At 60.4% G+C, this 13741-nt stretch carries 14 protein-coding genes; 8 read left to right on the forward strand and 6 right to left on the reverse strand.

Translation table 11 applies throughout. The features are described from left to right. Position 1: 1 nt before the first annotated feature. From mltG to P9L99_12310, 5 genes are all read left to right on the forward strand, one after another. Positions 2–1072: an endolytic transglycosylase MltG gene (gene mltG / locus P9L99_12290; protein MDP8224132.1), complete on the forward strand. Its 1071-nt coding sequence runs from the start codon at positions 2–4 to the stop codon at positions 1070–1072. Then, positions 1069–1578 (forward strand): hypothetical protein, encoded by a 510-nt coding sequence (locus P9L99_12295; protein MDP8224133.1) that lies wholly within the window; start codon positions 1069–1071, stop codon positions 1576–1578. The genes mltG and P9L99_12295 overlap by 4 nt, the downstream gene beginning before the upstream one ends. 71 nt (positions 1579–1649) lie before the next feature. Then, positions 1650–2705, forward strand: a complete 1056-nt coding sequence (locus P9L99_12300) for an alpha/beta hydrolase (protein ID MDP8224134.1) — start codon at positions 1650–1652, stop codon at positions 2703–2705. A gap of 56 nt (positions 2706–2761) precedes the next feature. Further along, positions 2762–3211: a hypothetical protein gene (locus P9L99_12305; protein ID MDP8224135.1), complete on the forward strand. Its 450-nt coding sequence runs from the start codon at positions 2762–2764 to the stop codon at positions 3209–3211. A gap of 13 nt (positions 3212–3224) precedes the next feature. Then, complete coding sequence (locus P9L99_12310; GenBank protein ID MDP8224136.1) at positions 3225–4121, forward strand: polyprenyl synthetase family protein; 897 nt, start codon at positions 3225–3227, stop codon at positions 4119–4121. Between the two features lie 71 nt (positions 4122–4192). Here P9L99_12310 and P9L99_12315 read toward each other — a convergent pair whose 3' ends face one another. The 4 genes from P9L99_12315 to P9L99_12330 all read right to left on the reverse strand — a co-directional run bounded on the left by P9L99_12315 (position 4193) and on the right by P9L99_12330 (position 8133). Continuing rightward, on the reverse strand, positions 4193–4906 hold the full coding sequence (locus P9L99_12315) for a hypothetical protein (GenBank protein MDP8224137.1): 714 nt from the start codon (positions 4904–4906) through the stop codon (positions 4193–4195). 92 nt (positions 4907–4998) lie between these two features. Next, positions 4999–6120 carry a hypothetical protein gene (locus P9L99_12320; GenBank protein ID MDP8224138.1) on the reverse strand — a complete coding sequence of 374 codons (1122 nt, stop codon included), beginning with the start codon at positions 6118–6120 and terminating at the stop codon, positions 4999–5001. Between the two features lie 226 nt (positions 6121–6346). After that, positions 6347–7297 (reverse strand): transketolase C-terminal domain-containing protein, encoded by a 951-nt coding sequence (locus tag P9L99_12325; GenBank protein MDP8224139.1) that lies wholly within the window; start codon positions 7295–7297, stop codon positions 6347–6349. After that, positions 7294–8133 carry a transketolase gene (locus tag P9L99_12330; GenBank protein ID MDP8224140.1) on the reverse strand — a complete coding sequence of 280 codons (840 nt, stop codon included), beginning with the start codon at positions 8131–8133 and terminating at the stop codon, positions 7294–7296. The genes P9L99_12325 and P9L99_12330 overlap by 4 nt, the downstream gene beginning before the upstream one ends. A 182-nt stretch (positions 8134–8315) precedes the next feature. Here P9L99_12330 and P9L99_12335 point away from each other — a divergent pair, with 182 nt between their 5' ends. From P9L99_12335 to P9L99_12345, 3 genes are all read left to right on the forward strand, one after another. Beyond that, positions 8316–9494: a tetratricopeptide repeat protein gene (locus tag P9L99_12335; protein ID MDP8224141.1), complete on the forward strand. Its 1179-nt coding sequence runs from the start codon at positions 8316–8318 to the stop codon at positions 9492–9494. Further along, the gene (locus P9L99_12340) at positions 9487–10764 is read left to right on the forward strand and encodes a CAP domain-containing protein (protein MDP8224142.1); all 1278 of its coding nucleotides are present in this window, start codon (positions 9487–9489) and stop codon (positions 10762–10764) included. Before P9L99_12335 ends, P9L99_12340 begins: the two co-directional genes overlap by 8 nt. A 97-nt stretch (positions 10765–10861) precedes the next feature. Next, on the forward strand, positions 10862–12289 hold the full coding sequence (locus tag P9L99_12345) for an NCS2 family permease (GenBank protein MDP8224143.1): 1428 nt from the start codon (positions 10862–10864) through the stop codon (positions 12287–12289). On the opposite strand, the gene P9L99_12350 is transcribed toward P9L99_12345, so the two are convergent. Together P9L99_12350 and P9L99_12355 are read right to left on the reverse strand one after the other, a co-directional pair. Further along, complete coding sequence (locus P9L99_12350; protein ID MDP8224144.1) at positions 12286–13032, reverse strand: hypothetical protein; 747 nt, start codon at positions 13030–13032, stop codon at positions 12286–12288. The genes P9L99_12345 and P9L99_12350 overlap by 4 nt on opposite strands. Positions 13033–13097: 65 nt before the next feature. Beyond that, entirely contained in the window at positions 13098–13736 is a 639-nt protein-coding gene (locus tag P9L99_12355; GenBank protein MDP8224145.1) for a hypothetical protein, read from the reverse strand. Positions 13737–13741: the final 5 nt, after the last annotated feature.

Below are 13741 nucleotides of genomic sequence, written 5' to 3' on the forward strand. Positions count from 1 at the left end.
CTTGGAACGCAGACGGACCAGCCAGAGCCGGGCGCGAGCCCCGGAGCAGCGGTCGACTGCCGGCGACGGCACACCCGGACGTTTGTTGCTGACAGTCTTGCTGTTGATTTGCGCCACGGTCCTCGCCGCGGCGGTCGGCTTTCTGCTATTCGTACTCCGCGAAGCTCCCGGCGAGCCCGGCGACCCGCCGGTGACCGTCATTATCGAACGCGGTTGGGGCCTCACGCGTATTGCCCGCACCTTGGAAGATGCCGAAGTCATCGCCGATTACCGTGGTTTTATCCTCGTGGCGAAGCAATATGGCGTGGCGAACAGGTTGCGGGCCGGCGAGTACGCGATCAGCCGCGGACTGCCCCTCCGCGACGTGTTGGACCAAATCGCCAACGGCCGCACGGTGTTGCATCGCTTCACCGTGTTGCCCGGTGAGACGGCGTTTACCGTGGCCGCCAAATTGCAGCGGGCCGGCCTGGACGAGAAAAACGCGGCCGACAACCTGGTTACCGATCCGGTTTTTTGCAAGCGGTTAGGCGTGCCGGCGCGGCGCCTGGAAGGGTATCTTTACCCGGAGACCTACACCTACCAACGCGGCGCCAACGCTAACGAATTGCTCACGATGATGGTGGAGCAGTTTTTCAAGGTGTGGAACGAGAAATTCGCGGCCCGCACGCTGGAACAGAAAATGACCGTTCACGACGTGGTCACGCTGGCCAGCATCGTGGAAAAGGAAACCGCCTACGATCCCGAGCGGCCGAAAATCGCCCGCGCCTTTCTCAATCGCCTGCGGATCGGGATGCGCCTCCAAGCCGATCCGACGGTCATCTACTCCCTGGGAAGGCATTTCAACGGCAATTTGAGTCACGCGCATTTGCGGCAGGATCATCCGTACAACACTTACACGCGCAAAGGCCTGCCGCCCGGCCCCATCGCCAATCCCGGCGCCGAAAGCATGGAAGCGGTGCTGTGGCCCGCCGAGGGCAAATGGAAGTACTTCGTTTCCACCAATCGCGGGCATCACGTTTTCTCCGAGACTTACAAACAGCACGTGAATGCGGTAAACAAATACCAACGATGAACACGCAAGCAATCAAATGGATCGGACTTCTTCTCGCGTGGCTGTTGGTAGCGGGGTGCGTGACCGTATCCGCACCTGACGCGACGGACCTATCGAGCACCAAGGTCGTCAACGTGGACGGCCTGAAATTTAAAATCCCTCGTTATTACAAGAAGTTCAACGAAAACGGCGCCTCGGTTTTTCGCCCCGAGCCGCCGGTGCGACCCTCCCCCGGGGTTCTCGTGTTTCAGGAAGAAACAGCCGACAGCACGGCCCTGCTCGGTCGCGCCATGCTCAAGGTGCGCGATAAAATGAGCGGCAATCCGCTGGCGATCAAAGCGACGATCGACGGTCGTGAATGCCTCGGCTTGACCGACGAATTGCTCACCCATTTCATATGGATTTACGTGGTGGAAGGAAAAGACGCCATCTGGCTGCTGCAGATCGTCGCGCCGCTGACGTGGTCCGATGCGCAGGCGATCGCCCTGCACGATATGGTCGTCGAGTCAGTCCGCATCCCCCATTGACTCTTTGTTGACCCCGAAGGCGTGCCAGAGCTATGATGCCCGCCACTTGTTGACCGTGCACCGGAGGCACCATGGCCCTATTGCAGATCGCGGCCGCGCTGGGCGGCGTGGCGGCCGCAGACGTCTTGCTGGCAAAAATCTTCGGCCGGCTCTACGCCAGCGACCGCAAGCCCGACGCCGTTCATTACACCCAAACCGAAGATGGTTGGACCATCGGCTTGAGTGAATACCGCGTACCGGCCGGGGTGAAGGCGAAACGACCGGTCATTTGCTGCCACGGGCTGGCGGGCAACCACCACAGTTACGACTTGACGGCCCGTACGAGCCTCGCCCGCTTTCTAGCGGCGGCGGGTTACCCGACCTTCGTGTTGGATTTGCGCGGCGCGGGCTACTCGGAAAAAGGCGGCCTAGCCTACCAAAAGCCGCTGAAATGGCGTCTATCGGACCATTACTCGAAGGATGCGCCCGCCGCGGTGCAGCGAGTGCTGGAATTGACCGGCGCCAAAAAAGTGCACTGGATCGGCCACAGCATGGGCGGCATGGTCGCCTACGCTTTCCTGCAAGGGCCGCTGGCGGCGAAGATCGAGCGCGTCGCGATTCTGGCGAGCCCCGCGAATTTCGAGTTTTTGCGGCCGGCCGACAAATTCCGTTTCTTTTTGCGCGCCATACCCGGACTTCCTTCGCGGACCTTTACGCAAAGTGCGGCGCCGCTTTTTGAAGTGTGGAAGTGGGTGCAAACCGTCAGTGGCAACATTGACATGCTGCCGGGGCATTACGCATTGTCGGGCGCGAACTGCCAGGACCAAACGCCGAGCCGTCTGCTATACGACTTCACCGAATTCATACGCGTGGGCAGTTTCGTAGGTGACGACGGCCGTGATTTGCTCGACGGGCTCAAGGACGTACGGACTCCGATGCTGTTCATGTGCGGGGAAGCGGATCAGACGGCGCAATACGGTTCGGTGGAGGCCGCTTTCGACGCGTGCGGGTCGCCGAAAAAGGAATTTGTGCTGCTCGGTAAAAGCCAGGGGCATAAGAGCGAATACGGCCATATGACGATTTTGCTCGGCGAACACGTGTACGACGAAGTGTTCCCCCGCATCACCAGTTGGCTGGCTTCGACTTGACCGGCTTCGAGCCGCGCCATAAGCTGCGAATCGAAACGAACCCAAGTGAGGGTATCATGCGCAAGTTATCGATGTTGCTGGTTTTCTTGTTGATCCTAGCGGTTTGCGGACTCGGCTGCGGCGAAGAGCCCGATGACGACGGCGAATCTTGTCCGTCGTTCAAAGATCAACAATTGCTGCCCGATAGCGGCGGGCCGAGCAGCGATTTCGTTTTATGGGTTGAACTCAAAGAAAAAAAGGCGAACCGCCAACTTTCATCCGTGGTCGCCAACGCGTTTTTCGCCGACGGACGCTCAGCGGGCAAAACCTTCGATCTCGTGCGCGTGGAAGAAGAGCCTTACAAGTACCTGCGCACCTTCACCGGCGAGGAAGTTTGCGAGGCAAACACCTGCACCCTGTTTTTCCAGGTTATCGCCGTACACGAAGATGGTTGCCGCAAGAGCTTCGACACGCCGCTGTTCCAGGTCATTTGGCCCGATGAAAGCGACGACGACACTTCCGATTAGTCGAAAGGACGACATGGACATCCGCACATATTTGCAGGAAGGCGCGGCTCGCGTTGAGGCGCGGCTGGCGGAGATCACCGCCGGCGACGCCGCCCCTTTCAGCCTCGTTCATAACGCCATGGCCTATTCGCTTTTTGCCGGCGGCAAGCGCATTCGACCCATTTTGGCCATGGCTTCCTGCGAAGCGTGCGGCGGCGATGTGGATGTTGCGCTTACTTTCGGCTGCGCCCTGGAAATGATCCACACCTATACCTTGATCCACGACGATCTGCCGGCCATGGACAACGACGAAATGCGCCGCGGCCGACCCTCCAATCATGTCAAATACGGCGAAGCGCAGGCGCTGCTTGCCGGTTGTGGATTGCTCACCTGGGCGTACGAAGTGATGGCTAACGAGGGACGCGAGGGGCGGGTGCCGGCCGATATCGCCGTGCGCATCATCGCCGAAACGTCGCGCCGCATCGGCTGGCAGGGCACGATGGGCGGTCAAAGCCTGGACATGATTTACACGACCCAGGGTACGCCGCCTTCGTTGGAAGAATTGCGCCTGATGGAATACGCCAAAACTGCCGAGCTGTTGAACCTGGCGATTCTTCACGGCGCGCTGGTGGCCAATGCCGACGAACCGGCCCTCGCCGCGTTGACGGTGTTCGGCGAAAACATCGGCCTGGCTTTTCAAGTCGCCGACGACGTGCTCGACGTGGTGGCCGATCCCGAACAATTCGGCAAGCCGATCGGCTCGGACAAAGCGCAGGGAAAAACAACCTACGTCGACCACCTCGGGCTCGACGGTGCGCGCAACTACCTCAAAGAATTGCTCGACACCGCGCTACTGGCCCTGGCCGATTTTGACGCCAAGGCCGATGCGCTGCGCGCCCTCGCCCGCTTTATCGTCGAGCGAGCGTACTAACGCCCGTCGCAGAAGCGCGGTTTATCTTCCCGATCAAGGAAAAGGTTATTCTCGGAGCCAAGGAGCCGGCGCTATACCGATGACTGCAACGCGCATGGGCCGACGGCGCATTTGCCGCACACCTCCACTTCCCCCATCGCTTGAAAGCGAAGCGCGTTGGTCTTGCAGCGCCGCCAGCAACGCTCTTTGTTGAGGCCGCCGGTGACGTGAAGTGCGCCCACTGGGCAAAGTCGCACGCACGCACGGCACGTACCGTTGTATAAATATCGGCACCGCTCTTTGTGTTGCGGCTCGCGCGGCGGAAGGTCCGCATCCAGCACAATGCTGCCAAAGCGGCCCGCACAGCCGGCGTCGGTGATCACCATTTGGTGCAGGCCGAGACTGCCCAAACCCGTTGCGACCGCCACGCTCTCGTGGGACCAGGGCACGGTGATCGTTTGCGGGTCGATGCAGCCGGTCGGCGGCCGGCCCTCCGCCTGTACGCCCACTTCGGCCACCGCCGTTTTGATGGCTTCTTTCACCCGCATCAGCAGACGATTGGTCTCGACGTAGGCGCGCGCCCATTTTTCGTCGACTTCCACGTAATGTTGGGCATTGGCGGTGACAATATCGGCGGCAAAAGGCAAGAAAAACGCCACCACGGATTTCGCGCCACCAAGGACGTCTTGCGGTGCGTCGTATTGCGCATGCACGACGTTGCGCAAGTTGGCAAAATTCGGGTGATCGGCGCGCAGATGAGCCATCACCGGGGACCGATACCGAGTAACGGTGCCGGAATGGTGCACGGTCTCTTCCAATGTGTCGCGCACTAATGAAAGCAACCCGTTAGGATTCACCTTGTCATTGTAGCCGAAATTGTCGTGAAAGGGCGAAACTCTTACGCCACAAACGATCTTTGCGCATGATCCCACGGGCGGATGTGATCGTCGATGATTTCGATGGCCGCCGGGCTGGTCTGTGTTTGCGCCTCAAGCCAAAGTTGGTGACTCTCCGCGGCGTGAGCGAGCGCGGCATCCGAGTCGATTTCCTGCGTGGTTAGCGAATGCCAATCCGCCAGTGAAACAAACGCCGGATCGCCGTCGAATTCGGGCAGCGCGATTTGCCGGTGACGCGACATGATTGTGGACATGGCGTAACTTACGCGAGCCAGCAGAAGTTTGGCTTCCTCGGCTAACACGTTGCAGCTTTTTTCGTACACCGCGTCCACCTTCGCCGGATGTGTCGCTTGTTTTCGCAGATCACGCAAGATTTCGCGCATGTAAGCCGGATCAAAATGCCGCTGCGCGAAAAACCCGAAACGCCTCAGAAAATTATTCACGGCCGGCGCGGAATGCGGATCGTCCAGCGGTCGTGGCGGCCATACTCCGGTGGCGACCAGAATTTCAAACCCCAGGGTTTGCAGTGCGGCGCGCCAACGCACCGGGGGCGACCGGTAGTCATCCTTCAACGCACCGCTCTGAGCAGTCACGGAGGGATAGAAAGCGCAGAGCGCCAGGCAAGCCAAGGCCGGGCGAAATGCTTGTTCAATAAGGCTATCCACTAAACGCAGGCAGTCGTTGGGTGTTTCCAGTTCAGCGATGCGTCCAAATGTCTCGTCGAGGAAGGCGGCGCTGCTTTCCAACCGCTCGAATGAAGATTTCGCCTCATGCTCGACGCGTGGATCGGGCTCTTCACTTTGCCGCCATTGGGACGGCCAATTGTCCGCCCAGACGCGGTTCAGGCAGGACGCGGCTACATACAGCCGTTGGTTGTGAATGAGCGCGAGAGGCTCCACAGCCTCGGTCGGCGGATCCACCGCTTCGCGCAATGCTCCCTCGAGCGCTCCCGATTTCACGAGAATATCCTGATAAAGTGGCGAAAGCACTTCTTGATAAAGCTCGCCGAACGCCCCGGCCACGTACACGCGCCTCCGGGGCCGCGGCGAGGCCACGGCCATAGCCAACGGCGGGAGACAACCAGCCAAGACGAGCAACAGTCCACTTGCAGCCGACACTGACATCACAAGCTCCCCAATCTCCATGGACGATTGTTGCGAGGTGTGCCGGATTCTTACACGGTGGGACCCATAAAAAGATGACCGGCGTCTGTTCGTCGATTGATCCAAGGTGTCAGTAGACCGGTCGCATTCTCCAACGATTCAATAACCATGAATTGCTAATGCTCCGATCAGTTGCAGAAAATATGTGAAACTGTTGGCGGCATGTCAAGGGATAATGTCGCAGCCGTCATTTTCCGGCGAACTCCCGCACCTGCCGGGCGGCGACCGCAATGTCCTCAAAAGTGATGTTGAACTCCGCGAATAACTCCTCCGGTTGCCCCGAAGTTCCAAAGCGATCGCGAATCCCAATCAACCGCATGGGCGTCGGCCTCTGTTGCCCCAACAACTCGGCTACCGCGCCTCCCAGGCCGCCGGTGGTCTGGTGTTCCTCGCAGGTTACGACGCATTCGCACAAGCGGGCCGCTTCGATGACGGCCGCCTCGTCCAACGGCTTGATCGTATGCACGTCGAGTACCAGGGCCTCCACGCCCTCCCCGGCCAAAAGCTCGGCCGCCAGCAGCGCGTGATAAACCATGTGGCCGGTGGCGATCAGCGCCACGTCCTTCCCTTCCCGCCGCACAACGGCTTTGCCGGGTTCGAAGGGTTGGTCGGCGGTCGTGATGATCGGCACCGCCTCGCGTCCGAAGCGCAGGTAGACCGGCCCCACGATGTCTGCCGCGGCCAAGGTGGCGCGGACAGCTTCGTGATAGTCGCACGGCGAGAGCACGGTCATGTGCGGCAAGACGCGCATCGTGGCGATTTCTTCCAGGGCCTGGTGCGTGGCGCCGTCCGGGCCGACCGACACGCCGCCGTGCATGCCGCCGATTTTTACGTTGAGTTTCGAGTAGCAAATCGTCGTGCGGATTTGATCCCAGGCGCGTCCGGCCACGAACACGCCGTAGGTCGAGACGAAGGGGATTTTGTCCATCAGACTCAGGCCCGCGGCCATCCCCAACATGTTTTGTTCGGCGATACCGGCATCGAAGAATCGGTCTGGGTACTTCTCGGCGAACCAGGAAGTGGTCGTCGACTTGGCTAAATCCGCATCCATCACCACCACGGATTCGTTGGTTTCGCCCAGCTTGAGAAGAGCGTCCCCGTAGCCGGCCCGCGTGGGTTTTTCGCCGTATATTTTCATGGCGCGTCCTCCGGATCGGCCAGTTCCGCCAGCGCTTGGGCCAATTGATCGTCATTGGGCGCCTTACCGTGCCATCCCGCCTGGTTTTCCATGAACGAGACGCCCTTGCCCTTGATCGTTTTGCCGACAATCACCGTGGGCCGGCCGTCGCGACGCGGGAATTCGGCCAGCGCCTCGACGATCGCGCTCATGTCGTGGCCGTCAATATCGTGAACCGCCCACCGAAACGCGCGCAGTTTGTCCGCCAGCGGTTCCAGCCCCATGACTTCCTCGACAAAGCCGTCGATCTGCAAATTGTTGTGGTCGAGGAATACCAGCACGTGGTCGAGCCGAAAATGCCCGGCGGCCATCATCGCTTCCCAGATTTGCCCTTCCTGCACCTCGCCGTCTCCACACACGACGTAGCAGCACGTGTCGCGGCCGTCCATGCGCGATGCCAGCGCCATACCCACCGCGATCGACAATCCCTGGCCCAAACTGCCGGAGCCCACCTCGACGCCAGGCGTCTCCATGCTGGGATGACCCTGCAAATGCGAACCAAGACGGCGCAGTGTCGGCAGGTCCTCCGGCGGAAAATAACCGCTGCGCGCCAGCGCCGCATACAGCACCGGGGCCACGTGGCCCTTGGAAAAGATCACGCGGTCGCGTCCCTCCCAATGCGGATCCGCGGGCCGGTGTCGCAATTTGTGAAAGTACAGCGCGGTGACGAAATCGGCAGCCGACAGACTTCCGCCGGGATGGCCGGAACCGGCCGCGTGGGTCATCACGAGAATATCCCGCCGAATCTGCCGCGCGGTGCGCACAAGAGGGTCGATATTGATACTGGCGGCGTTCAAGCGATTTCCTCCATTTCCCGAGTGCTTTTTTCGCCCGGAGGATTAGACTATCAACAAGAAATTAATAGCTTCGGGGAGTGTATCAGCCTCCCCGACCGGCGCAACCGGCGGGACTTGCCCTTGACGCGGTTTGGCGAATAGGCTAGTTGAGCAACCCGGCACACGAGAAAAAAGAGAAGAATATGGACCCCGAACTTCGCCGCCTGTATTTGCAGGACCTGAAAGAAATCGACGCCGAGATCGAGAAATTCGGTCCGACGATCGATTTGCTTTTGGAGAAGGCTGAAATCCTCGACTTCCTCGGGCGGCAAGAAGAAGCGTTGGTCGTACTACGCCAGGGCTTGTCGCAAGAGCCGGAGAACGCCGAACTGTGGAACAATGTTGGCGTCGTCTTCAAAAACATGGGCCGTTACGAAGACGCCTTTGAAGCGTTAATGAAAAGTCAGCGTCTGAGCCCCAACCGTTCGATCACCGTCAAGAACATCGGCGACGTTCTCTTTTTCATGTACCGCGACGACGAAGCCCGCCTGTGGTACGAACGCGCCCTCAAGCGGGACCACAACGACCCCTGGGCGCTGACCGGCAAGGGGCAGATCCTCGTCAACAACAACAGTTACGCCAAGGCGCTGGAAACCTTCGACCGCGCGTTGGCCATCGAGCCCGAATACGCTTGGGCTCTGGGTGGTCGCGGGATGGCGTTGCTCGGTTTGGGGCGCTTTGAGGAAGCGGTGGAAGCCTTTCAGGAAGCCATCGACCTGGACCCCGATTGGGACCATCCGCACTGCGGCAAAGCCGAGGCGCTGCATCGCATCGGCGAGTTGAAAGAAGCGGAACTGGAATACCGCACGGCGCTCCGGTTGGACGAACTCGACCCCCTCAAGTGGCAGGATTTGGGCAACGTATTGATCGACATGGGTCGTTACCGCGACGCCCTGCGCGCCTTTCGCCGTGCCGCCAATCTTGACGACGAACTCGGCCGCGCCCACAGCGGCATGGCGCACGCGTTGGACATGCTCGGCCGCGGTGAAGAAGCGCTGGCCGAATATGACAGGGCGTTGGCCATCGACGACAGCGACCCGTCGATTTGGAACAATCGCGGCGTGTTGCTGGCCGAGAACCTGAACCGCGTCGACGAGGCGCTGATCAGTTATGATCGCGCGCTGGACCTTGAGCCCGAGTACCACCTGGCGCGTTTCAATCGTGCGCAACTGTTGGCGAAGATGGGCCGCGAAGACGATGCGGTTACGCTGCTGCGCGGTGTCGTCCAAGTCCTCCAACGCGACGGGTTGGAAGCCATCCCCGAGTTGCGTCGCGAAGATGTCGAATGGATGGAATCCTACTTGGCTGGTCGGCATGGGTGATACTTCGCGCCGGTTCGCCAGTCGCGACACAGGCTGGGCATCTACCGGCCCGAAGCTCCGCAACCCACTGCTCGCGATTTTGCTGCTCTCCCTTGTGTTCTCCACGGCGTGCCAAGCCAGACAGCAACCGACTCCGGAAGCGACGATGTTCAATCAACGCATCGCGGGGTTCTCCTACAACGACGGGGAGAATACGGTTCGCCAGTTGGTAGCGCGTTGGGCCGCGTTGGCCGGTCGCGCCACGCCGCAACTCGATTCGGGATTGACCGTCGTTTGTCGCCGTCTGGCCGAGCGCATGAAAGCCGGGGGCGCTAATTCCATCTCGCAAATCGACAATCAGATCGTGCAGGACGAGATGATCCGCGCCGGGGTTTCTGACGCGGCGATTCGTACGCAGATGGCGTCGGTGCCGACGCTTGACGCGCTGGACCAAGTGTTGAAAGACGCCATTCAGCGCGAATTGGGTGAAGGGCGTTACACACATTTCGGCGTCGGCGTCGCCAAGCAGTTTTTTCCGCGCGGCTACTACGTCATGCTGTTGTTCACGCGGCGGCCGATCACGCTGGATCCATTCCCGCGACAAGTGGCCGACGGCGAACGCGTGGAACTTGCCGGCACCCTGCTGGACGGGCTCAAAACCCCGCGGGCGTATCTGTCCAAGCCTTCGGGAAACGTGCACGACGTGCTGCTCAACATCAACAAAGACGGTTCCTTCTGCACACACGTTTTCTTCAACGAAGGTTCCGGCGAATACCGCGTGGAGATTTCGGGGGAAAGTTCGCTGGGACCGGAAATCGTCGCGCTGATGCCCGTGCAAGTCGGCGAGTATGAAAAACCGAAAACGCCCGACGTGCTGCCCTTGGCCAAAACTGCCGAGCAAGCCCGCAACATGGTGTTCCAATACGTCAACAAAGCGCGACGCGACGCCGGTTTGCCGTCGCTTAAACGTAACGTCGGGTTGGAGCGCATCGCCCAATCCCACGCCGTCGAAATGAGCAAGCTGCGTTACGCCGCTCACCGCAGCCCGACCACCGGCATGATCTCCGACCGGGCCAATAAAGCCGGTATCAAATGGCAACGCATCGGCGAGAACGTGGCACTGAATCAATCCGCGCTCGCCGCTCACATCAGCCTGATGGAATCACCGGCCCACCGCGCCAACGTCTTGAATCCCCACTTCACGCACTTGGGCATCGGCGTCGTCTTCGCCGACGACGGCCACGGCCATCGTCTCGTGTACCTTGTCGAAAACTACATGACCGAGCGGTAACCCGCCGTAACCCCTCCGACTTGCAACTCCATCGCATCTTGACGAAAATGGACCTGCCGATTCCATCCACTATTTAATACCAAGCGGAGGATTTGCCATGCTGGCGCGCTTCTTTGAATTCGAGAAGCACGGGACGGATTTGTCTACCGAGATTCGTGCCGGGGTTACGACTTTCTTGACGATGTCCTACATCATCGTCGTCAACCCGGCGATATTGGCCGCCGCGCAAATCCCCAAGGGACCCGCCACCATCGCCACGATCATCGCCGCGGTCGTGGGGACGCTCATCATGGGCCTCTACGCCAAACGCCCCATCGCCGTCGCCCCTTATATGGGTGAGAACGCCTTTATTGCCTTTACGGTTTGCAGCCCGGCGTTGATTGGCGCTTCGTGGCAAACGGCTCTCGGCGCGATCTTCATCGGCGGCGTCGTGTTCGTCATTATCACGGCGCTCCGCCTGCGCGGCTGGTTGGCGCAAGCCGTACCGTCGAATTTGAAATACAGCTTCGTGGTGGGCATCGGCCTCTTTTTGACCTTTATCGGCTTAGTGAATACCGGCGTCGTCGCGCTGCCGGGCGTGCTGGACGTGCTCAACATCGACGGCATGCCGGCCGAAACGAAGGTCGGCATTTTGCAGAACTCATTTTTCGGAAACATCCCGCCGCCGCCGGTGCGCCTGGGCGATCTGACTTCGCCGCACGTTCTGCTGTCCCTGGTCACTTTGGTGTCCATGGTGACCTTGATGATCCGCAAGGTGCGCGGCGCGATTCTCTACAGCATCCTGGGAGTGACGCTGCTTTCGATCATTTTGAAAGTATCCGGCGTGGACATCCTCGGCGTGAATCTGCCCGATCGCGTCTTTGCGCGGTGGGCCGACATCAAGGGCGTCAGTGAAATCGCCTTTCAACTCGACATCCTCGGGGCGCTCAAGATCAGCTTTATCCCGGTGCTGCTGACGGTTTTCCTCATGGATTTCGTCGACACGATGGGCACGCTCATCGGCGTATCGGATCGAGCCGGTTTCCTCGACGAAGACGGCAACCTGCCGGAGATCGAAAAACCTATGATGGCCGACGCCGTGGCCACCGTCGTCGGCTCGCTCGTCGGTACGACGACAACCGGCGCGTACATCGAGTCGGCGGCCGGTATTGAGGAAGGCGGCCGCACAGGCTTTACCTCGGTCGTCACAGCGCTGCTGTTTGCCGCGGCGCTTTTGTTCACGCCGGTTTTCACCATCGTGCCCGCGTGCGCCTACGGTCCGGCGCTGATCGTCGTGGGTATCCTGATGCTGGGTGCGGTCAAGAAAATCGACTTCGATGACATGACCGAGCTGTTCCCGGCCTTCATGACGATCGTGCTGATGATCTTCACTTACAACCTGGGCATCGGCATCACGGCCGGGTTCATTTTCTTCCCGCTCACGAAGGTCTTGGCCGGGCGCGTTGAGGAAATCAACTTCGGCACGTGGATACTCTTCGGCATCAGCGCCGTGTTCTACATGCTGTACGGAATTACGTTCCACTAAGGGGTGTCGGTCTGATCCTTCGTGTGGATGCCGCCGCCGAAGTGAATGCCCAGCAGCATGTAGCCGCCGGTTAGGGACATGTCGGGTCCGTCGCCTTTGACATCCTCGTCGTTGCCGCTGCCCGAGGCGACGATGTTCCAGTCGTCTTCCCCGAGCGGGGCCAGCATGCCGACCGTGAGCGCGCAGGCCATGCCGAACAAGCCGTTGCCGTCGCGGTAGAACGTAGGCGTCCACTCCATCGTCACGCCCAGGCGCCCCAGCACCGCCGTCTTATCGTAGGTCAGCTTGTTGCCGCCCTCGGGCATGTCGATCTCGCCGAAATCGCCGGGCACTCCGTCGAGGATCAAACGCACCGCCGTACCGCCCAGGCCGATTTGCGGTCGCAGACGCCATTGCGGCCGGGCGATCGCGTCGTAGCCGAACACGAAATTGCCGTGGTAGCCGAGCAAATGCGCGTCAGCCAACATGCCCTGCTGGTAGAGCGAGAACATGTGCCCCTCGAAGCCGAGGTGAAAGCGGCTGCCCAGAATGCCGTAGACTTGGCCGCCTACCAGCGGCACCACGCCGGGGAAATCCATGACGCGCAGGTCGTCGAAGTAGTCGTTGAAATCACGCAGGTCGTAGAAGGCCGAACCCACGTCAAAACCGCCGTAAATGCCCCATTCCAGCACTTCGTCGTCCGCGGCGGCGGTGGTCGCGCCCACCAGCAGCACGACGATAGCAATCAACACGATCTTTCGCATGTTTTTCCTCCGAGATAACGCCCGCAGCATATCACATCGGCTTTTGCTTGTCGGATTGGCGGCGGTCAAGAACCCCTTTTGTCCGCCTTGTCGAGCAAGTCTTTATACGCCGGGCTGAAAAGAAGCGTGCGCACGACGTCGGCGTCGAAGTCGTAGCGGCCCGGCACCGGCTTTTCCATGCGACCGGCATGGAAGGCGCTCGCGTGGCTCGGGTTGGCCAGTTCCACGTCCTGCCAGGGTTCGGCGGAGAGGCCTCCGTTTTCATCGACGGTGAAAAAGCGGTAGCGAAGCGTCACGTGCGGCCACCGCGCGGCGCGATTCTTTTCGGGCTGAGCGAACTCGTAATCCACCGCGCTCGCCGACACGAACACGGCGTATTGAAAGCCGGTGAAATCGTCATCGGCCTGCCGCACTTCCACGCGCGCGAACGATTTCTTAAACCAGCGCGCGAGTTCCTTGACCACGTCGGCGGTCGTAAGCCGGGTCGAACCGGCCGGATTCCATTCCGGTCCCGCGGCATCCAAAAACTGGATGCGCCACTCGCGCAGTTCACTCGCGCCGTCATCCGCGACAACCGCCACGGCCGCCGCGCGCTGCGTTTTCGCGTAATCCGGCAACTTCATTCGCGTCGTGAGCTTTTGCTGGAAGCCGCAGCCCGCCAGCAGAATGACCAAACACGCCAACCCGATTGTCCGCTTTCGCATGGGTG

Origin of the sequence: Candidatus Lernaella stagnicola, assembly GCA_030765525.1 — a bacterium.
Classification (GTDB): domain Bacteria; phylum Lernaellota; class Lernaellaia; order Lernaellales; family Lernaellaceae; genus Lernaella; species Lernaella stagnicola.

Bases quoted from the DNA above. Each gene is read 5' to 3' on its own strand.
- P9L99_12300 (MDP8224134.1), top strand. From the start codon at position 1,650: ATGGCCCTATTGCAGATCGCGGCCGCGCTGGGCGGCGTGGCGGCCGCA.
- P9L99_12335 (MDP8224141.1), top strand. From the start codon at position 8,316: ATGGACCCCGAACTTCGCCGCCTGTATTTGCAGGACCTGAAAGAAATC.
- P9L99_12355 (MDP8224145.1), bottom strand. From the start codon at position 13,736: ATGCGAAAGCGGACAATCGGGTTGGCGTGTTTGGTCATTCTGCTGGCG.
- P9L99_12295 (MDP8224133.1), top strand. From the start codon at position 1,069: ATGAACACGCAAGCAATCAAATGGATCGGACTTCTTCTCGCGTGGCTG.
- P9L99_12325 (MDP8224139.1), bottom strand. From the start codon at position 7,297: ATGAAAATATACGGCGAAAAACCCACGCGGGCCGGCTACGGGGACGCT.
- P9L99_12305 (MDP8224135.1), top strand. From the start codon at position 2,762: ATGCGCAAGTTATCGATGTTGCTGGTTTTCTTGTTGATCCTAGCGGTT.
- P9L99_12310 (MDP8224136.1), top strand. From the start codon at position 3,225: ATGGACATCCGCACATATTTGCAGGAAGGCGCGGCTCGCGTTGAGGCG.
- P9L99_12340 (MDP8224142.1), top strand. From the start codon at position 9,487: ATGGGTGATACTTCGCGCCGGTTCGCCAGTCGCGACACAGGCTGGGCA.
- P9L99_12350 (MDP8224144.1), bottom strand. From the start codon at position 13,032: ATGCGAAAGATCGTGTTGATTGCTATCGTCGTGCTGCTGGTGGGCGCG.
- P9L99_12320 (MDP8224138.1), bottom strand. From the start codon at position 6,120: ATGTCAGTGTCGGCTGCAAGTGGACTGTTGCTCGTCTTGGCTGGTTGT.
- P9L99_12345 (MDP8224143.1), top strand. From the start codon at position 10,862: ATGCTGGCGCGCTTCTTTGAATTCGAGAAGCACGGGACGGATTTGTCT.